This is a genomic window from Lentzea sp. NPDC006480 (assembly GCF_040611995.1).
Lineage (GTDB): Bacteria > Actinomycetota > Actinomycetes > Mycobacteriales > Pseudonocardiaceae > Lentzea.
In genome coordinates, this window is record NZ_JBEXPJ010000025.1 from 1 (window position 1) to 19,115 (window position 19,115).

Consider the following 19,115-nt stretch of genomic DNA (forward strand, 5'->3'; position numbering starts at 1 on the left):
GCTCGCACAGGTCGTCGATCTCCTCCGCGACCGGCGCGTCCAGCCGCCAGGCCAGCGGCACGTTGCACCGGTTCGAGGTCCCCGGCGACATCAGGCTGGACAGCGGCGTCGAGGACGGCTCGGAGGTCTCGGTCTTCTACGACCCCATGCTGGCCAAGGTGATCGCCTGCGCACCAACGCGCGCAGCCGCCGCCCGCAAGCTCGCGACCGCACTGGAGAGCGCGCGGATCCACGGCCTGATCACGAACCGTCAGCTGCTCGTGGACATCCTGCGCAGCGACGCTTTCCTCAACGGCGACACGCACACCGGGTTCCTCGCCGAGCACGACTTCACCCGAACCGTTGACCCGCAACCGTTTGCGCTCGCCGCGGCGCTGGCTCAGGCGGCCACGCGCAAGGTCGGGCACCTGCCGCTCGGCTGGCGCAACGTCCGCTCGCAGCAGCCGAAGGCGAAGTTCCTGTTCGAGGACACCGAGATCGAGGTCGAGTACGACCCGAAGCTGGCCACCGAGAACACCGTCACGCTCGACCTGGACGGTGTCAGAACACCGTTCCAGGTAGCGAGGTACGGCGATCTCATCGAGGTCGACTCACCGCGCGGCTCGGTCAGCCTCAAGGCGGTGCCGCGCTTCCCCGAGCCGGAGACCAAGCTCGCACCGGGCGCGACCATCGCCCCGATGCCCGGCACGGTCGTGCGGGTGTCAGTCAGTCAGGGCGACCACGTCGAAGCCGGGGCCGAGCTCCTCGTGCTGGAAGCCATGAAGATGGAACACCGCGTGCTCGCGACCAACGCGGGCACCGTCACCGAACTGCTCGTCGAGAAGGCCCAGCAGGTCAACGCGGGCGATGTCCTGGCCGTAGTGGAGGAACAGTGAGCTTCGTCGAGTCCGAAGAGCGGATCGCGCTCCGCAAGGCCGTGTCCGAGCTGGGTGCCAAGTACGGCAACGAGTACTTCCTCGCCAAGGCCAAGTCGGGGGAGAAGGCCACCGAGCTGTGGGAAGAGGCCGGCAAGCTCGGCTACCTCGGCGTGGCCGTGCCCGAGGAGTACGGCGGCGGTGGCGGCGGCATCGGCGACCTCGCGGCGGTGTGCGAGGAGCTGGCCGCGGCGGGATGTCCGTTGCTGCTCATGGTGGTCTCCCCGGCGATCTGCGCCACGGTGATCGCGCGGTTCGGCACCGACGAGCAGAAGTCCAAGTGGCTGCCCGGTTTCGCGGACGGCACGCTGAAGATGGCGTTCGCGATCACCGAGCCGGACGCGGGATCCAACTCGCACCAGCTGAAGACGCACGTCCGCCGCGACGGGGACGACTGGATCCTCAAGGGCAGCAAGACCTTCATCTCCGGCATCGACGAGGTCGACGCCGTGCTCGTGGTCGCGATCCAGAAGACCGGGCCGGTGCTCGTGGTCGTGCCGACGAACACGGAGGGCTTCAGCTGGCACCAGATCGAGATGGACCTGGTCGTGCCGGAGAAGCAGTTCACGCTGTTCTTCGACGACGTCAGGCTGCCGTCCGACGCGGTCGTGGGCTCGCCGGACCAGGGCCTGCTGCAGGTGTTCGCGGGCCTCAACCCCGAACGGATCATGGGCGCGAGCATGGCCACCGGCTCGGCGCGGCTCGCGATGAACAAGGCCGTCACCTACGCCCAGCAGCGCAAGGTGTGGGAGAACCCGATCGGTTCGCACCAGGGCCTCGCACACCCGCTCGCGAAGATCCACATCGAGATCGAGCTGGCCAGGCTGATGACGCAGAAGGCCGCCGCGCTCTACGACTCCGGCCGTGACAGGGAAGCCGGCGAGTCCGCGAACATGGCCAAGTACGCGGCGGGCGAGGCCATCGCGGCGGCCGTCGACCAGGCGATCCAGACCCACGGCGGCAACGGGCTGACCACCGAGTTCGGGCTGGCGTCGATGCTCGGCATGTCCCGCCTGTCCCGCATCGCACCCGTCAGCCGGGAGATGGTCCTCAACTTCGTCGCCCAGAACTCGCTGAAGCTGCCCCGGTCCTACTGAGAGACTTCCCGCATGGGGACTTTCAGCTCGTACGACGGCACGAAACTCGCGTATCACGGCCCGTCCGGAGCAGATCCGCTGATCTGCCTGCCGGGCGGGCCGATGACCGCGTCGTCCTACCTCGCGGTGCTTCCGCTCGAGAACATGCTCAGGCTCGACCTGCGCGGCACCGGCGAGTCAGAGCAGGCGCCGCTGGAGACCTACCGGGTGGATCGCCAGGTCGAGGACGTGGAAGCGCTCCGGCGGCACCTCGGCCTCGACCGGATCAGGCTGCTCGGCCACTCCGCCGGCGGCACCCTCGCGATCCTCTACGCGACGCGTTATCCGCAGCACGTCGAGGAACTCGTGCTCGTCGCGCCGAGTGCGCGTGCCGTCGGCATCGACATCACGAACGACGACCGGCGCGTGATCGCGCACAGCCGCGGCGAAGAACCCTGGTACGCCGAGGCCATCACGTGGTTCGAGGAGATCTGGGCGGGCAACGAGACGCCAGAGGCGTGGGAGAAGGTCGCCCCGTTCTGGCACGGCCGCTGGGACGACGAGATCAGCAAGCTCGACGACGAGCACGCGAACAACGAAGCGGCGGCCGCGCAGTACTACGCCGAGGGCGCACTCGACCTCGAGGCCATCCGCGCGGCACTCGAAACCTTCGACGCGCCAACGCTTCTGCTCGTCGGTGAGGTGGACATCGCGCTCCCGCTCAACCGCGCGCGGGAGTACGCGGACCTGTTCCCCCACGCGCGGTTCGTCATCCAGGAGGCAGCCGGTCACGCCCCCTGGCTGGACGACTCCGAGGCGTTCGCCGCGGCCGTCCAGCGCATCCCGTAGATGCCCGGACCGAAGTCGATCGCGGCGGCGTGCGCGTAGCCCCAGGTGTCGACCGGGGCCGGGCGTCCGCCGCCGAACATTTCCGCGCCCGCCGGACCGGACGCGAATTGCTCGCAGGAAGCGGGCGGGGAGCCGGCCGGGAATTTGATCTCCAGCACGTAGTCGTGCACGCGTTCGGCGAACCGGCGGAAATGCGTGTGCTCGACCGTCGGATGTGGATAGATCAATTCGTACTCGATCGCGATCGAGTCGCCGGGGGAGAGCGGTTCCTCGAACAACAGCTCGGCGACGAGCACGCCGTTGGTGCGTTCCCGCGCGACCCTGCCGACCCGGCACGAGCGAACGGCGGTCAGTGCCGGCAGTGCTGATCCGTTCTGGGCGGATCCCGTCTCGTGACAAAGGATCCAGCGGTCCACGCCGGCCGACGTCGCCTGCATCACCTGACGCGACCGGATGCCGCGCACCCCGCCGCACGGCGCGACGTCCACCCGGTCGTGCTGAGCGGTGAGGATCAGCCCGGAGCCGTCCCACGGCGCCCGCGCCGACAGCTCCCGCCTGCGCGAACGCCCACGCGGCCGGGGTGGGCCGAGCAGCCGGGACAGCGAAGTTCCCGGCAGCCCGAGCACGTCCTCCAGATGGGCGAGCGCCATCAGCGACTCCGGCCGTTCGGGTCTGCGGCGACCCGACTGCCAGTAGCTCAGCGCCGTCACGCTGATCGGCGCGCCGCGCACTCGCAGGCGGTGCTGCAGCCGTTCCAGACTGAGACCCCGCACCTGGATCGCGACCCGCAAGGCGTCCGCGAACGGACCCGTCACCAACAGGTCGGCGAGCTCCTCGCGCGGTGGGTAAATCGTGAGCATGACACCTCCGTTCCCGGAGTCAAGTTCGGAAGGCTATCGGCAGCAAAGACAACGCGGTACAGCCGATCGGCGGTTTCGGGCCACTGGGAAACCCGGAAAGTTCAGATCTCGGGCCTATTAAGCCGCCAATAGTCCCGATTGGGTTCCTGAGCATCCCTGCGACGAACAGGACTACGCAATGCGCAAGACAGCAACCCTGCTGGGTGCGGCGGTCATGATCGCTGCCTTCGCGTCGCCCGCGCAGGCGGCCGTCGGTGAGATCCTCACCTTCCAAGGCGTCCAGAACATCCCCGGCAGCTTCGTCGTGAAGTTGAAGGACAACCGCGTCACCGCGAGCGCCGCGACTCTCGGTGCGCGCTTCGGCGGTCAGATCGGCTACGTGTACGACGCCGCCTTCAAGGGCTTCTCGGTCAAGATGAGCGACGCCCAGGCGCGCAGACTGGCCGCCGACCCCTCGGTCGAGTACGTGGAACGCGACCAGGTGCTGAGCATCCAGGCCACCCAGGTCAACCCGCCGTCGTGGGGCCTGGACCGGATCGACCAGCGCTACCTGCCGCTCGACCAGCGCTACAGCTACAACACCACCGGCGCCGGCGTGAACGCCTACGTCATCGACACCGGCGTCCGGATCAGCCACCAGACGTTCGGCGGTCGTGCGAAGAACGGCCGTGACTTCGTCGACAACGACGCGGTCGCGCAGGACGGCAACGGGCACGGCACGCACGTCGCGGGCACCATCGCGGGCTCGCAGTACGGTGTCGCGAAGGCCGCGAACATCATCGCGGTGCGCGTGCTCGACAACAACGGCTCCGGCACGCTCGCGGGCGTGAACGCGGGCATCAACTGGGTGGCCGCGAACCACGTCAAGCCCGCGGTGGCCAACATGTCGCTCGGTGGCGGCGCGAACGCCTCGCTCGACAGCGCCGTGCAGGGCGCGATCACGCGTGGTGTCACGTTCGCCGTGGCGGCGGGCAACTCGAACACCAACGCTGCCAACACCTCGCCCGCACGGGTGGCGGCGGCGATCACCGTCGGCTCGACCGACCGCAACGACGCGCGGTCGTCGTTCTCCAACTTCGGCCCGGTCGTGGACGTGTTCGCACCCGGCCGCGACATCACCTCCGCGTGGAACACCAGTGACACGGCCACGAACACCATCTCCGGCACCTCGATGGCGACCCCGCACGTCGTCGGCGTGGTGGCCCGTTACCTGCAGAGCAACTTCAACGTGACGCCCGCGCAGGTCTCGGCCGCGATCACCTCCAACGCCACCAACGGCAAGGTGACCAACCCCGGTGCCGGTACGACGACCAAGCTCCTGCACTGGCCTTCGACCAGCTGATCTCCTCTGATGTGCGGCCCCGGCTCCCTGCGAGCCGGGGCCGTTTTTCCCTGCCCTGCAACGAGAGGAAACCCTGTGAGAGCCCTGCTGGCAGTCGCCGCCCTGGCGGCAGCGGTCGTGGTCGCTCCGGCGTCCGCGGCCACCTCGTCCTACATCGTGGTTTACAAAGATGGCGCCGTGTCCTCGTTCGCGGGCGCGGTCGAGCATCGGTACACCAGTGTCTTCAACGGGTTCAGCGCTCGGCTGACGGCCGCGCAGCTGCGTTCGGTGCAGGCCGACCCGAACGTGTCGCATGTGGAGCGTGACGGGATCGTGCACGCGAACTCCACGCAGCTCAACCCGCCGTGGGGGCTGGACCGGATCGACCAGCGCGCGTTGCCGTTGGACCAGAAGTACTCCTACACGAGCGCCGGTCGGGGCGTGAACATCTACGTGATCGACACCGGGATTCGCGTGACGCACACGGACTTCGGCGGCCGGGCGCGCAACGGCTGGGACACCGTGGACAACGACGCGATCGCGCAGGACGACAACGGTCACGGCACGCACGTCGCAGGCATCGCGGCGGGCACGAAGTACGGTGTTGCCAAGCGGGCCACGGTCTGGGGCGTGCGGGTGTTGAACGGTTCCGGTTCCGGCACCATCTCCGGTGTCATCGCGGGGGTGGACTGGGTGACGGCGAACGCCGTGAAGCCGGCGGTGGCGAACATGTCGTTGGGTGGCAGCGTTTCCGCGGCTCTCGACACCGCGGTGAAGAAGTCGATCGACTCGGGTGTCTCGTACACGGTCGCGGCCGGTGGCAGCAACAGCGATCCGGTGAACTCGTCGCCACAACGGGTTTCGCAGGCGATCTGCGTGGGTGCGTTGACGCAGGCCGACACCAAGGCGTCGTCGTCGAACTTCGGCCCGCTGGTGGACATCTGGGCGCCGGGCGTGAACATTCCCTCTGCCTGGAACACCGACGACACGGCGACCGCGACGCTCAGCGGTTCGTCGATGGCCGCACCGCACGCGGCCGGTGTCGCGGCTCGTTATCTGGAGTACAACCGCGCCGCCACGCCCGCACAGGTGGAGCGCGCATTGGTTACCACCGGCACTCCGGGAACGCCACCCGTCACTCGTATCCTCTACTGGCCGCCATCTCTGTGAATCGTGAATTGTCCGGCAATCGAACGGCGTCCTAACCCTTAGGACACCCTTGGCAGGAACCGGATCTCTCCATAGCGTCGAAAGTGTTCGTTCCCCTGCAAAGAACGGAATGCACATCATGACGCGAAAGATCCGGTTCCTGGCCGGTGCCGGCGCGGCGACCCTCGCCCTGTCGGTTCTGATGGTTCCCTCGGCCTCCGCCGCCGAGGGTGAGGTGCTGTCGCTCGGCTCTCCCGAGAAGGTCGCGGGCAGCTTCATCGTGAAGCTCAAGGAGGGCAAGGCGAACTCGCACGCCCTGGCTTCGCGTTTCGGCGCGAAGGTGGAGCGCGACTACACGAGCTTCGGCGGCTTCAACGTGAAGCTGACCGAGAAGCAGGCCAAGCGCCTGGCCGCCGACCCGTCGGTCGAGTTCGTCGAGGCCGACCAGGTCGTGCACGTGGAGGCGACGCAGACGAACCCGCCGTCGTGGGGTCTCGACCGCATCGACCAGAAGAGCCTGCCGCTGGACCAGAAGTACAGCTACACCTCGACGGGCGCGGGCGTGACCGCGTACGTCATCGACACCGGTGTGCGCATCAGCCACTCGACGTTCGGTGGTCGCGCTTCCAACGGCTACGACTTCGTTGACAACGATGCCGTCGCGCAGGACGGCAACGGCCACGGCACGCACGTCGCGGGCACCATCGCGGGCTCGCAGTACGGCGTCGCCAAGGGCGCGAAGGTCGTCGGCGTCCGCGTGCTCGACAACAGCGGCTCCGGCACCCTCGCCGGTGTGGCGGCGGGCATCGACTGGGTCGGCGCGCACGCGGTCAAGCCGGCCGTGGCCAACCTGTCCCTGGGCGGCGGCGCGAACGCCACCCTCGACACGGCCGTGAAGAACGCCATCGCCAAGGGCGTCACGTTCGCGGTCGCCGCGGGCAACTCCAACGCCAACGCGTCCGGCTTCTCCCCGGCCCGGGTGGCCGAGGCGATCACCGTCGGCGCCACCGAGCGCACGGACGCCCGCGCGTCGTACTCGAACTTCGGCGCGGTGCTGGACATCTTCGCCCCTGGCAGCAACATCACCTCGGCGTGGAACACGTCCGACTCGGCCACCAACACCATCTCCGGCACCTCGATGGCGACCCCGCACGTGGCCGGTGCCGCGGCGCGCTACCTGTCGACGAACAAGACGGCGACTCCCGCCCAGGTGGCTTCCTACCTGGTCACGCAGTCGACGCCCAGCAAGGTGACCAACCCGGGTTCGGGCTCGCCGAACCGCCTGCTGTACCTCGCGCCGACCGCGTGAGCTGAGCTCTGACCGAAAAGGCCGCGACTCCGGTCGCGGTCTTTTCCTATGCTCACCGGCGTGCTGGAGGGTCTGGGGGACATCGCGTGGGATCAGCTTGAACACAACTGCGGGACCGCGGAGGAGATCCCGCACCTGTTGCGGGCCCGTCGGTGGTCGACCAAGCCGGACTGGGACCTGGGCGAGCTGCTGTGGGACAGCTACGGGCCGGACTCCGCCGCCAACGCCGCCCTGCCGTTCCTGGTCGACCTGGCGTCCTCTGTGGACACTCCGTGGCGGATCTGCGTCCTGATCAACCTGTCGCGGCTGGCCCGCGACGGTGTGGACGATCCGGACTGGCTTCGCGTGTGGGGACGGGAACGGCTTCGCGTGCTGGCGTTGGTGGAGGACGACGATCCGGCCGTCCGGCGGCACGCGTGGCGCACGTTCGGCGACGGGCGCGGATCGGCTTCCGGTGTGCTGGAGATGATTCGGCGGTGCTGGTCCGACGTGCCCTCGCGGCTCGACATCGTGGTGGCGGCGGGGAAGTTCGCGGCCGACGACGAGATCGCGGCGTGGTTGCGCGGGCTGCCGACGGACGATCCGCAGTTCCGCCTCGCGGTCGCGTACGCGCTGGAGCTCGGCGTCGAGGAGTTCCTGCCGGGGTTCAGCGGCGACATGGAGGTGTGGTGGGAGACGGCATCGTTCGGGATCGCGCCCGGCGCAGTGATCGGCGAGATGACCGAGGTGTTCGCGGACCGGCCCGCCGAGCACACGGCGTTGCTGCGAGAGCTCAGCGCGGTACCGCACCGGCGTCGTGCCGTGGTGCACAACGCGGGCACGCTGCTGGGCCGGTGGCGCTCTCCGGCCGCTGAGCTGCTGCCGATCGCGGCGTCCTGGCTCGAGGATCCGGATCCACACGTCCGGTACGAGGCCGTCTACCTGCTCGGTTGCGCACGGTCGGCAGAGCACGCCGATGCCATCGCCGCTTTGCTGGACGACGACGCGCTCATGTACGACAAGAAGATCAGCGACGCGGCCGCGTGGGCGCTGGCTCGCTGTGGCCGTCAGGTGCCGGGCCTCGTGCGTCGCTTGCGGCCGTATCCGCGCTCCAACCCGATCCGGCGCTACCTGACCTTGGTGCCGTCACTGGGACAGACGCTGGACTGGCTGGTCGCGGAGGCGTTGCCGGACGTGACGGAACTGGTGGCGTTGCTGGACACCGAGCACCGGTACTCGGCGCTGTCGGCTCTCGGTGAGATCGGGACGCCGGTGCCGGAGCTCACCCCCGCCGATCCGCTCGCCGCCTGGGCGTGGTGGAAGTGCGGCGGGGACCCGGTCGAGGCGGCCGACGTGATCGCGACCGACGTGACGGAGGACGGCGTGCTGCGCCGGCGGGCCGTGGAGCTGCTCCGACACATCGGACCTGCTGCGGCGCATCTGGCCGACCGGCTGCCGATGAGCGACGAGCGGCTGCCGATGCGGGTTCAGACCAGGTACGCCTACCTGCGGATGACCGGAGATCCGGGTGATCTCGTGGCGGTGTGCACCGAGGCGTTGGACGGTGTGGGCACCGGCCGCTTCGAGCACGTGATGATCGCTGCGGCAGAGGCGCTGGGGGAGGCGGGTGTACGGCTGGAGGCGGCAGCGCCGGCCCTGGCGTCGGACCGGCGACTTTGCTGCCACGCCGGGTGGCGCGCGTTCGATCAGGACGAGGAGATGCGCTCCGCGTTGCGGAACCTATGATCCGCGCATGCTGGAAGGTCTGGACTCCGTTGCGTGGCACGAGATCGACCACGCCTACGGACCTGCGCTGGACACGCCGGGCCATCTGCGGGCGTTGCTGTCCGACGATCCAGAGCTCGTCGCGCGGGCCGTGGCCGATCTCGACCGGACGGTCTGCGAGGAGGGCGGGTTCGTCTGCCCGGCCGCTACGGCCGTGCTGCCGTTCCTGGTCGAGGTGATGCCGGTGCTGGACGCGGGGAGCCGGGCCGCGCTGCGGGACATGATCGAGCGGATCGCCGACGACGGGGAGAACGCCGAGCAGGTCGACCGCGGCTGGCACACGGCCTGGGCCGAGGCCAAGCTGAAGTCAGAGGACCTGTTCCGCGACTGAGAGCGCCACGAGGTAGAGGCCGGCCATCAGCCCGGCACCGATCCACGGCCAGTAGGCCCGAGGCTCACGCAGCGCGCGGAACCACGTCGCGAAGGTCGCGGACAGCCCGATCACGATGGTGCCGACGGTCGCCATCAGGAACGGCGCGAAGCACATGCCGGTGCACGCGGAAACGGGCGTGAAGCCGAGAACGCCCAGGAACAGCACGCCGACGGCCACGACGAACATCACGAGCATGCCGAAGACGGCTACCGGGATCCGCATGCCGGAGAAGCTAGCCAACAGAGATCACCGGCGCCCGGCAAGACCTGCGTGAAAATACGAAGGCGGTCCCAGCTAGCCTTGACGGTAAAGCTGACTTCGTCTACAAGGAGCCACCACCGTGTTGCGCACGCACGAGGCCGGATCACTCCGGGCCGAGCACGCCGGGCAGTCCGTCACCCTCACCGGGTGGGTCGCTCGCCGGCGTGATCACGGCGGTGTCATCTTCATCGACCTGCGCGACGCGAGTGGCGTGGCCCAGGTCGTGTTCCGCGAGGGCGAGATGGCCGAGCGCGCGCACCGGCTGCGCAGCGAGTACGTCATCAAGGTCACCGGCGAGGTGAGCAAGCGGCCGGAGGGCAGCGAGAACCCCGACCTGGCCACGGGTGCCATCGAGGTCTACGTGAGCGACCTGGAGGTGCTCAACGAGGCCGCGCCGCTGCCGTTCCAGGTCGAGAGCGACACGGAGCCGGGCGAGGAGGCCCGCCTCAAGCACCGCTATCTCGACCTGCGCCGCGAGGGCCCGGCCAAGGCCATCCGGCTGCGCAGCGAGGTCAGCCGGATCGCGCGCGAGGTGCTGCACGGCGAGAAGTTCGTCGAGATCGAGACCCCGACCCTGACCCGCTCCACGCCCGAGGGCGCGCGCGACTTCCTGGTGCCCGCGCGGCTGCGTCCTGGCAGCTGGTACGCGCTGCCGCAGTCGCCGCAGCTGTTCAAGCAGCTGCTCATGGTCGGTGGCCTGGAGCGCTACTACCAGATCGCGCGCTGCTACCGCGACGAGGACTTCCGCGCCGACAGGCAGCCGGAGTTCACCCAGCTCGACATCGAGATGAGCTTCGTCGAGCAGGACGACGTCATCGCGCTCACCGAGAAGCTGCTCGCCGCCATCTGGAAGGAGACGAAGGACGTCGAGCTCCCGCTGCCGTTCCGCCGCATCTCCTACGCCGAGGCGATGGCGAAGTACGGCTCGGACAAGCCGGACCTGCGCTTCGACGTCGAGCTCACGGAGCTGACCGAGTACTTCAAGGACACGACGTTCCGCGTGTTCCAGGCGCCGTACGTCGGTGCCGTGGTCATGCCGGGTGGTGCGAGCCAGCCCCGCCGCACGCTCGACGCGTGGCAGGAGTTCGCCAAGCAGCGCGGCCACAAGGGCCTCGCGTACGTGCTCGTCCAGGAGGACGGCACGCTGGGCGGACCGGTCGCGAAGAACCTGACCGACGCCGAGCGCGACGGGCTCGCCAAGGCCGTCGGCGCCAACGCCGGTGACTGCATCTTCTTCGCCGCGGGCGAGGCACGGGACGCGCGCGCACTGCTCGGTGCGGCCCGCGTCGAGATCGCGCACCGCGTCGGCCTGGTCGACGAGAACGCGTGGGCGTTCGCGTGGGTCGTGGACTTCCCGATGTTCGAGGCGGTCGACAAGCTCGAGGCCGGTGACGTCGCGGTCGGTGGCGGCAAGTGGACGGCGCTGCACCACGCGTTCACCTCGCCGACGCCGGAGTGGATCGACAACTTCGAGACCGAGCCAGGCAACGCGCTGGCCTACGCCTACGACGTGATCCTCAACGGCAACGAGCTCGGCGGTGGCTCGATTCGTATCCACCGCGCGGACGTGCAACAGCGCGCGTTCAACGTCATGGGCATCGGGGCCGAGGAGGCGCAGGAGAAGTTCGGCTTCCTGCTCGACGCGTTCAAGTTCGGCGCGCCGCCGCACGGTGGCATCGCGCTCGGCTGGGACCGCCTCGTCATGCTGCTCGCGGGGGTCGACTCGATCCGCGAGGTGATCGCGTTCCCGAAGTCCGGCGGCGGCTACGACCCGCTGACCGCGGCCCCGGCCCCGATCACGCCGCAGCAGCGCAAGGAAGCCGGCGTCGACGCCAAGCCCGACCAGAAGTCCGAGCAGAAGCAGTAAATGCTGAGGCTGAGGGTGGTCTGCCCGGCAGACCAGACCGAAGCCGCGCTGAAGATCCTCCGCGACCACGCGGGCGCCACCCACCTGGTGGTCCTGCGTGGCGCGGCGATCGAGCCCGCCGGTGACCTGATCACGGCGGACGTGGCGCGGGAGGCGGTCGACGAGATCGTTGCCGCGCTCTGCGAACTCCACATCGACCACACCGGCGGCGTGACGATCGAGACGATCGACACCTCGCTGTCCGACAGCGCGGACCGCGCCGAGGAGAACGCGCCCGGCGAGGGTTCGGACGTGATCGTGTGGGAGGAGCTGATCGCGAAGTCGGGCGAGGAGTCCCGGCCGAGCGTGACGTTCCAGGCCTTCCTCACCATCGCGTGCCTGCTGGCGGCGGTGGGCGTCGCGACGAACTCGCCGGTGACGATCGTCGGCGCGATGGTGGTGGGGCCGGAGTTCGGACCGCTCGCCGCCATCGCGGTCGGCCTTGTCGCGCGGAGGTGGGACCTGGTCAAACGGGCATCGATCGCGCTCGGTGTCGGCTTCCCGCTGGCCATGGTGATCACGTCCGTGCTGACCTGGTGCGGTGAGCTCGGCGGGCTGTTCGCCAAGGACGCGTTGATCAACGGTCACCAGGTCGACTTCGTCTACCAGTTCGGGCCGTTCTCGCTGATCGTCGCACTGCTGGCGGGCGCGGCGGGCATGCTGTCGATGACGTCCGCGAAGTCCGCGGCACTCGTCGGCGTGTTCATCTCGGTCACCACGGTTCCGGCGGCCGGGTACGCGGCTCTGGCGGCAGTTCTCGGAGTGTGGGACAGAGTGGGGCCGGCAGTAGCCCAACTGGGGATCAACTTGATCGGTATTGTCGCCGCGGCCGCGTTCGTGCTGTTGATCCGCAGGCGGCGGGCAACGGATGGTGTTTCCACACGTCCACTGTCCAAGGGGTGATCCGGAAACAGCGCGAGCCGTTATCAACGAGTGGTGGTAGTCGCAGCCTGGCCGGATTAGCGTCGGTCCGGCTCACGGACATGGGGAGTAGGGTCGGAGGGGATGAGCGTGGAGATCACCGCGGGCCCTCCCGACACGACCTCACCTGAGATCGCGGAAGCTGTCGAAGCGGCCGAGCGGGTACTGACCAGGCGTTTGGGTGCACAGGTGCGCCTAGCTGACCCCGAGGCTCTCGGGGGTACCGGTCGTTCCGTCGTGATCCGGGTCAGAGTGGCGTCCTCGCCGTTCTCGATGCCGCGCACGCTGGTCGTGAAGCGCTATCCGGCCGGTACCGGTGACCGCGACCCGTGGGCGCACGAGGCCGTCAGCCACCAGCTCCTCACCGCGTTGCCCGCCGAAGAGCGCGCCACGCCAGAACTTTTCGCCCACGACGCGACGTCGCGTCTGGTCGTGCTGGAGGACCTGGGCCGGGCGCCGAGGTTGTCCGAGAAGCTGCACGCGAAGGACGCGCGCGCTGCCGAGCGCGGCTTGCTGTCGTGGGCACACGCGATGGGCCGCCTGCACGCCACGACGGCCGGTCGGGACGCGGACTTCGACGCGTTGATGCGCCGGGCCGGTGCGCAGTGCTGCCAGGACCCGATCGCGGTCGACGTGCACGCGGCCATCGCGGGGTTACCGGCGCTGCTGGGCACCACGCTGGGCGTCGAGACGTCCCCGCAGGCCACCGAGTTCGCCGCCGATGCCGCGCGGGCGTTCAGCACCTCGCGGCGCCGTGCGTTCAGCCCGTCGACGTCCTGTCCGGACAACCACCTGGTCACCTCGCGCGGGGTGCGGTTCGTCGACTTCGAGGGCGGCTGCGTCCGCGACATCGTGTTCGACGCGGCAGCGCTCAGGGTTCCTTTCCCTTCCTGCTGGTGCGGGTGGGGGCTGCCGCCGGGCATGTCCGAGGCCATGATCGCCGCGTGGCGGGCCGAGGTCGGGTCGGTGTGGCCCGAGATGGACGACGACGCGGTGCTCTTACCGCGTCTGCTGGAAGCCCAGCTGCTGTGGGTGTGGCTCGCGACCTGGCGGGCGTTGTCCAAGCCGATGCCGACGGTCGACAACGCACCACCGCGCAGCGTCGTGCTGGCGGGCCGCTGGGTGCGGCTGAGGTCCGACGCGCTGATCCTCGGCGAGAAGACGGTCGCCTCGCACGCCGACGCGGTGATCGGCGCACTGGCCGACCGCTACGGCGCTGAGGTGCTCGAACTCCCTCTTTACCCAGCATTTCGCTGAACCGTTCCCACACGGTCATTCCGAGATCACCGGGCACGCTGATGCTGAGCCGTGTGCTGGTGCTACTCGGTGACTCGACAGCGGTCGGGATCGGAGACCTCGTTCCCGGCGGGTGGCGCGGCTTCGGCCCGATCCTCTCGTCCGCCTACCCGGACAACGGTTATCGCAACTACGCCGTCTCCGGCGCGCGGCTGGCCGACGTCAGACGCGTTCAGTTGCCGCAGGCCCTGCGCGACAAGCCCAGCGCGGCCGTCGTCATCGCGGGCGTCAACGACACGCTCCGGTCCGACTTCTCCGCTCAGCGGATGCACGCCGACCTCGACGCGATCTGCCGTGAGCTGACCGCGGCCGGCGTCTCCGTCGTCACCGTGCGGTTCCACGACCAGGGCCGCGTGTTCAAGCTGCCCGGACGGTTGCGGCGAGTGCTGAAGGAACGCATCGACGAGTACAACCGCGTGGTCGACGTCGTGACCGCGCGGCACGGCGTGCGGTGCGTCGACCTGCACACGCTGCCCGGCGCGTACGAGCTGGAGACGTGGGCGGTCGACCGGCTGCACCCGTCCGAGCTGGGGCACCGGATGCTCGCGAAGGCGTTCGCCACCGAGCTGCGCGCGCTCGGGCACGCGATCGGCGACGTCAGCCTGGAGTGCTCCGGCGGGCGCGAGCTGACGGTGTGGCACCACGTCGCGTGGTTGCTGCTGAAGGGGATCCCGTGGCTGTTCCGGCGGGGCGCGGACCTGCTGCCGTTGCTGTGGAGCGAGACGTCAGAGCCGCAGCGAGACGGTGAATTCGGTCTTCCCTGGGACGCTCTGCACGGACACCTCGCCATCATGCGCGCCGACGACGGCGGCCACGATGGACAGCCCCAGCCCCGTGCTGCCGGCGGCGCGTGACCTGCTGCTGTCGCCGCGCGCGAACCGTTCGAACACCTCCAGGCCCGCCGGGATGCCCGGTCCGTCGTCGGTGACGGTGAGGTCGACGCGTCCATTGTGGACGTTCAGGCCGGTGGTGACCGTGGTGCCGGGCGGGGTGTGGGCGCGGGCGTTGGAGAGCAGGTTGCCCAGGACCTGGTGCAGGCGCTGGACATCACCCTCGACGGTGACGGGTTCCTCCGGCAGCTCGATCTTCCAGCTGTGGCCCGGCGCGGAGATGCGGGCGTCGCCGACCACGTCCAGCACGAGCCGGGAAAGATCCACCTCCTCGCGTTCCAGCGGGCGGCCGTCGTCGAGTCGCGCCAGCAGCAGCATGTCCTCGACCAGCGACGTCATCCGCACGGCCTCGGACTCGACGCGGCTCATGGCGTGCGCGATCTGGTCCGGAACTTCCTCCTCGGATCGTCTGGTCAGCTCGGCGTAACCGCGGATGGCGGCGAGCGGCGTGCGCAGCTCGTGCGAGGCGTCCGCGACGAACCGGCGGACGCGGGTTTCGCTGGCGTGCCTGGTCTTCAGCGCCTCGCCGACGTGGCCGAGCATCCGGTTGAGCGCGAGGCCGACCTTGCCGACCTCGGTGTCCGGGTCGGTGTCCGCGACCCGTTCGGCCAGCGCCACCTCGCCTTCGCCCAGGTTCAGCTCGGAGACGCGGGCGGCGGTCTCGGCGACCCGGTCGAGCGGCACCAGGCTCCGCCGGATGATCCGCTGGCCGACGAGCGCGGCCGCCGCCACGCCGGCCGCGGTGAGGGCGACGAGCAGCCAGATCATCTGCCAGACGACCCGGTCGACCGGGCCCGACGGCATGCCCTTGATCCGCGTCGGGTCGACGTGGACGCGGAAGAAGCCGACCTCCCTGCCGAAGTCGACGCTGTGGTTGCCTTCGCCGAGCTCCTTGAGCTCCTCGGCCTCGTGTGCGTTCAACGGGCGCGGCTGGTCCCAGTACGGCAGCTCGATCGTCCCCTCGACGGTGCCGTCGGGGTTGATCTTCGCGTTGATGCCCGGCGCGCGGCCGCCGACCGGTGGCTGCTTGATGTCGGTGATCTGGCGGTCGAGGTCGTGGGTCAGGAAGCCGTGCGCCGCCAGCGCCGTGACCACACCGGTGACCACGGACAACGCGATGATCACCGCGATCTGGCCGGCGATCAGCTTGGCGCGCAGGGTTTTAGGCCGAAGGCTTGAGGACATAGCCCGCGCCCCGCATCGTGTGGATCATCGGGGCGCGCCCGGCGTCGATCTTCTTGCGCAGGTAGGAGATGTACAGCTCGACGATGTTCGCCTGGCCGCCGAAGTCGTAGCTCCAGACGCGGTCGAGGATCTGCGCCTTGCTCAGCACGCGGCGCGGGTTGGCCATCAGGTAGCGCAGCAGCTCGAACTCCGTGGCGGTCAACGAGATCTGCTCGCCCGCGCGGCTCACCTCGCGCGTGTCCTCGTTCAGCTGGAGATCGCCGACGACGAGCCGTGCGCCCGCGTCCTCCTCCGTGACGCCCGTGCGCCGCATGAGTGCACGCAACCGCAGCACGACCTCTTCGAGTGAGAACGGCTTGGTCACGTAGTCGTCGCCGCCCGCGGTGAGGCCGGCGATGCGGTCCTCCACGGCGTCTTTCGCGGTCAGGAACAGCACCGGCAGGTTGGGCTGCTCCGCGCGCATCCGGCGCAGCACCTCGAAGCCGTCGAAGTCCGGCAGCATCACGTCGAGCACGACGGCGTCCGGTTTGAACTCGCGCGCGGTCCTGACCGCGGTGGAGCCGTCGAGCGCGGTGCGGACGTCCCACTTCTCCATGCGCAGCGCCATCGTCATCAGCTCGGCCAGAGTGGACTCGTCGTCCACCACGAGCACCCGCACGGGCTGCCCGTCAGGCCTGCGGAGTTCGGCTTTCATCGTGCGCATGGCTCCTATGGTGGCTGGAGAGTCTGTGTACCACCTGTGAGAACCGTCCACCGTTCGGGCGATTGGCGGTTACGTCAATTGTGAGCAGCTATGTTCGGTTTGAGGCCTGACGACTGACGGAGGTGAGCGGCCTGCGCACGTTCACGCTGACCGTCATGGGGTCCACGGACCTGCACGGCAACCTGTTCAACTGGGACTACTACCGCGACCGCGAGTTCGACGACTACGCGCACGACGACGTCGGCCTCGCGAAGATCTCGACGCTGGTGCACGAGGTGCGAGACGCCGTGGGGCGGCATCGGACGTTGCTGCTCGACGCCGGTGACACCATCCAGGGCACGCCGCTGGCCTACTACTACGCGCGCGTCGAACCGATCACGCGGACGTTGGTGCATCCGATGGCGGCCGCGATGAACGCGATCGGGTACACGGCCGCGGCTGTCGGGAACCACGAGTTCAACTACGGGCTCGAGGTGCTGCGGACGTTCGAGCGGCAGCTGGACTTCCCGCTGCTGGCGGCGAACGCGGTGGATGTCGCGACCGGGCTGCCGGCGTTCCAGCCGTACGTGATCAAGACCGTGTGGCGGACGGGCGGGCCGCCGTTGCGGGTCGGAATCCTGGGGCTGACCAACCCCGGGATCGCGGTGTGGGACCGGGCCGTCGTCGAGGGACTGCTGACGTTTCCCGGGCTGGTCGAGCAGGCGCTGCACTGGGTGCCGGAGGTGCGGTCGAAGTCCGACCTGGTGATCGTGGTGGCGCACTCCGGCGCGGATCTGTCGTCGTCGCTGGGTGATCAGGTGCCGTTCCCGGAGAACTGCGCGGAGCTGCTCGCGGAGACGGTGCCGGGCATCGACGCGGTGCTGGTCGGGCATGCGCACGTGGAGATCCCGCAGCGGTTCGTGCTGAACAAGGTGACCGGGCGGCCGGTGCTGCTGACCGAGCCGTTGTACTGGGGCAAGCGGTTGTCGGTGATGGAGTTCGACCTGGAGTTCGACGGCCGGTGGTCCGTGGTGTCGTCGCAGTCGTCGGTGCTGTCGTCCTCGTCGGTGGCCGAGGACCCGCGGATCGCGCGGCTGCTGCGCCACGACCACGCGAAGGTCATCAACTACGTCAACGCGCGGATCGGCACCTGTCTCGGTGCGATGTCGGCCGATCGGTCCCGGTTCGAGGACACCCCCGCGCTGGGGTTCATCAACCACGTGCAGGCGCTGGAGGTGGCCAAGTCGACGTCGCTGCCGGTGTTGTCGTTGTGCGCGCCTTTCAACCGCGGGGCGGCGATTCCGGCCGGGGAAGTGTCCATACGGGACGTCGCCGGGCTGTACCCGTTCGACAACACCCTCGTCGGGGTGCGGCTGACCGGCGGGCAGCTGCGGGACTTCCTGGAGGAGTCGGCCCGGTACTTCCGGCAGGTTTCTTCTGGTGGGCCGTTTTCGGCGGCTGAGGTGTCGGCTGATGTGCCGGACTACAACTTCGACATCGCGTACGGGTTGGCCGCGCCCTTGACGTACGACATCGACATCGCCGCGCCGGTCGGGTCGCGGATCGTGGGGCTGGCCTACGACGGGGTGCCGGTGGACGACTCCGTCGAGTTCGCGGTGGCGGTGAACAACTACCGGCAGGGCGGTGGGGGCGACTTCCCGCACATCGCGTCGGCGCCCGTGCTGCACAACCAGCGGCAGGAGATCCGGCAGCTGCTGATCGAGTGGGTGAAGGCCGCGGGGGTGCTGGATCCCGCTGCTTTCGTGCGGTCCGACTGGCGGCTGGTCGCTTCGGGTGAGCCCGTGATCATCTCCACGAACGAGTGAATTCGGGCGTGTTGTCCTGCTGATTCTGCTCCAGGTGGTGGCATGGAGTCGGCCGAATGAGATAGGTCAGGCGCGTGCAGTTACCGCAGCGCGTCTTCCTCGGCGCTCTAGTCGTGCCGATGCTGCTCGCCTCGGTGGGCACGGCGTTCCGTCCCGCCGCCGAGATCGAGCCCGGCCACCTGGTGTTCGCCGTGCGCTCGTCCGAGATCGTGCTGGCCGGCACCGCGGGCACCGCCGCCGAACGCCAGGAGGTGGTCGACGCCGTGCGCGGGCTGACCGCCTCCTACCGCATCACCGACATGATCACCCCGAACGCCGGCGAGCGCATGCCGGTTTCCTCCGGCGTCGTCTCCGGATTGCTCGGGGTGGTGCTCGACCAGGGCGTCACCGAGTTCACCGGCGTCGTCCACAAAGGCCACCTGACCGCCTCTGCCCGCGTGGCGGACCCCGAGCGCGCGGGCGCGCTGAGCGACGCCCTGCGTGCCGCCGCCCCGGACCTGCGGGTCGACGAGGACTTCACTTCTGCCTAGGAG

At 69.2% G+C, this 19,115-nt stretch carries 17 protein-coding genes and 1 pseudogene; 14 read left to right on the forward strand and 4 right to left on the reverse strand.

What is annotated here, in order from left to right; translation table 11 throughout:
• The 3 genes from ABZX92_RS12905 to ABZX92_RS12915 all read left to right on the forward strand — a co-directional run.
• The coding region (locus ABZX92_RS12905; RefSeq protein WP_355557524.1) for a biotin/lipoyl-containing protein at positions 1-875 on the forward strand (875 nt) is incomplete at its 5' end.
• Positions 872-2,011 carry an acyl-CoA dehydrogenase family protein gene (locus tag ABZX92_RS12910; RefSeq protein WP_355557527.1) on the forward strand — a complete coding sequence of 380 codons (1,140 nt, stop codon included), beginning with the start codon at positions 872-874 and terminating at the stop codon, positions 2,009-2,011. The genes ABZX92_RS12905 and ABZX92_RS12910, both read left to right, overlap by 4 nt.
• Before the next feature lie 12 nt (positions 2,012-2,023).
• Positions 2,024-2,839, forward strand: coding sequence for an alpha/beta fold hydrolase (locus ABZX92_RS12915; protein ID WP_355557530.1), 816 nt, complete (start codon positions 2,024-2,026; stop codon positions 2,837-2,839).
• Here the strand turns inward: ABZX92_RS12915 and ABZX92_RS12920 are convergent.
• Entirely contained in the window at positions 2,779-3,699 is a 921-nt protein-coding gene (locus ABZX92_RS12920) for a hypothetical protein (protein ID WP_355557533.1), read from the reverse strand. The genes ABZX92_RS12915 and ABZX92_RS12920 overlap by 61 nt on opposite strands.
• Before the next feature lie 178 nt (positions 3,700-3,877).
• Here ABZX92_RS12920 and ABZX92_RS12925 point away from each other — a divergent pair, with 178 nt between their 5' ends.
• The 5 genes from ABZX92_RS12925 (at position 3,878) to ABZX92_RS12945 (ending at position 9,573) form a co-directional block, all read left to right on the forward strand.
• Entirely contained in the window at positions 3,878-5,041 is a 1,164-nt protein-coding gene (locus ABZX92_RS12925; protein WP_355557535.1) for a S8 family peptidase, read from the forward strand.
• A 75-nt stretch (positions 5,042-5,116) separates the two neighbouring features.
• Positions 5,117-6,190, forward strand: a complete 1,074-nt coding sequence (locus ABZX92_RS12930) for a S8 family peptidase (RefSeq protein ID WP_355557538.1) — start codon at positions 5,117-5,119, stop codon at positions 6,188-6,190.
• A 109-nt stretch (positions 6,191-6,299) separates the two neighbouring features.
• Entirely contained in the window at positions 6,300-7,478 is a 1,179-nt protein-coding gene (locus ABZX92_RS12935; protein ID WP_355557541.1) for a S8 family peptidase, read from the forward strand.
• A 60-nt stretch (positions 7,479-7,538) separates the two neighbouring features.
• Positions 7,539-9,203 carry a hypothetical protein gene (locus tag ABZX92_RS12940; protein WP_355557544.1) on the forward strand — a complete coding sequence of 555 codons (1,665 nt, stop codon included), beginning with the start codon at positions 7,539-7,541 and terminating at the stop codon, positions 9,201-9,203.
• Positions 9,204-9,210: 7 nt separating this feature from the next.
• Positions 9,211-9,573, forward strand: a complete 363-nt coding sequence (locus tag ABZX92_RS12945; RefSeq protein ID WP_355557547.1) for a hypothetical protein — start codon at positions 9,211-9,213, stop codon at positions 9,571-9,573.
• On the opposite strand, the gene ABZX92_RS12950 is transcribed toward ABZX92_RS12945, so the two are convergent.
• Positions 9,550-9,837, reverse strand: a complete 288-nt coding sequence (locus ABZX92_RS12950; RefSeq protein ID WP_355557550.1) for a hypothetical protein — start codon at positions 9,835-9,837, stop codon at positions 9,550-9,552. The genes ABZX92_RS12945 and ABZX92_RS12950 overlap by 24 nt on opposite strands.
• Before the next feature lie 118 nt (positions 9,838-9,955).
• Between ABZX92_RS12950 and aspS the strand changes: the two genes are divergently transcribed.
• From aspS to ABZX92_RS12970, 4 genes and pseudogenes are all read left to right on the forward strand, one after another.
• Positions 9,956-11,743: an aspartate--tRNA ligase gene (gene aspS / locus ABZX92_RS12955; RefSeq protein WP_355557553.1), complete on the forward strand. Its 1,788-nt coding sequence runs from the start codon at positions 9,956-9,958 to the stop codon at positions 11,741-11,743.
• Positions 11,744-12,685 (forward strand): DUF389 domain-containing protein, encoded by a 942-nt coding sequence (locus ABZX92_RS12960; RefSeq protein WP_355557555.1) that lies wholly within the window; start codon positions 11,744-11,746, stop codon positions 12,683-12,685.
• Positions 12,686-12,787: 102 nt separating this feature from the next.
• Positions 12,788-13,960, forward strand: coding sequence for a hypothetical protein (locus tag ABZX92_RS12965; RefSeq protein WP_355557557.1), 1,173 nt, complete (start codon positions 12,788-12,790; stop codon positions 13,958-13,960).
• A 41-nt stretch (positions 13,961-14,001) separates the two neighbouring features.
• Positions 14,002-14,544: pseudogene (locus tag ABZX92_RS12970) on the forward strand (SGNH/GDSL hydrolase family protein); the annotation flags it as partial.
• Positions 14,545-14,724: 180 nt separating this feature from the next.
• Here ABZX92_RS12970 and ABZX92_RS12975 read toward each other — a convergent pair.
• Both ABZX92_RS12975 and ABZX92_RS12980 read right to left on the reverse strand, forming a co-directional pair.
• Positions 14,725-16,074, reverse strand: a complete 1,350-nt coding sequence (locus tag ABZX92_RS12975; protein ID WP_355557559.1) for an ATP-binding protein — start codon at positions 16,072-16,074, stop codon at positions 14,725-14,727.
• Positions 16,052-16,777, reverse strand: a complete 726-nt coding sequence (locus ABZX92_RS12980) for a response regulator transcription factor (RefSeq protein ID WP_355557562.1) — start codon at positions 16,775-16,777, stop codon at positions 16,052-16,054. The genes ABZX92_RS12975 and ABZX92_RS12980 overlap by 23 nt, the downstream gene beginning before the upstream one ends.
• A gap of 155 nt (positions 16,778-16,932) precedes the next feature.
• Here ABZX92_RS12980 and ABZX92_RS12985 point away from each other — a divergent pair, with 155 nt between their 5' ends.
• Positions 16,933-18,582 carry a 5'-nucleotidase C-terminal domain-containing protein gene (locus ABZX92_RS12985; protein WP_355557564.1) on the forward strand — a complete coding sequence of 550 codons (1,650 nt, stop codon included), beginning with the start codon at positions 16,933-16,935 and terminating at the stop codon, positions 18,580-18,582.
• Between the two features lie 74 nt (positions 18,583-18,656).
• Positions 18,657-19,112 carry a hypothetical protein gene (locus ABZX92_RS12990; RefSeq protein ID WP_355557567.1) on the forward strand — a complete coding sequence of 152 codons (456 nt, stop codon included), beginning with the start codon at positions 18,657-18,659 and terminating at the stop codon, positions 19,110-19,112.
• Positions 19,113-19,115 lie beyond the last annotated feature (3 nt).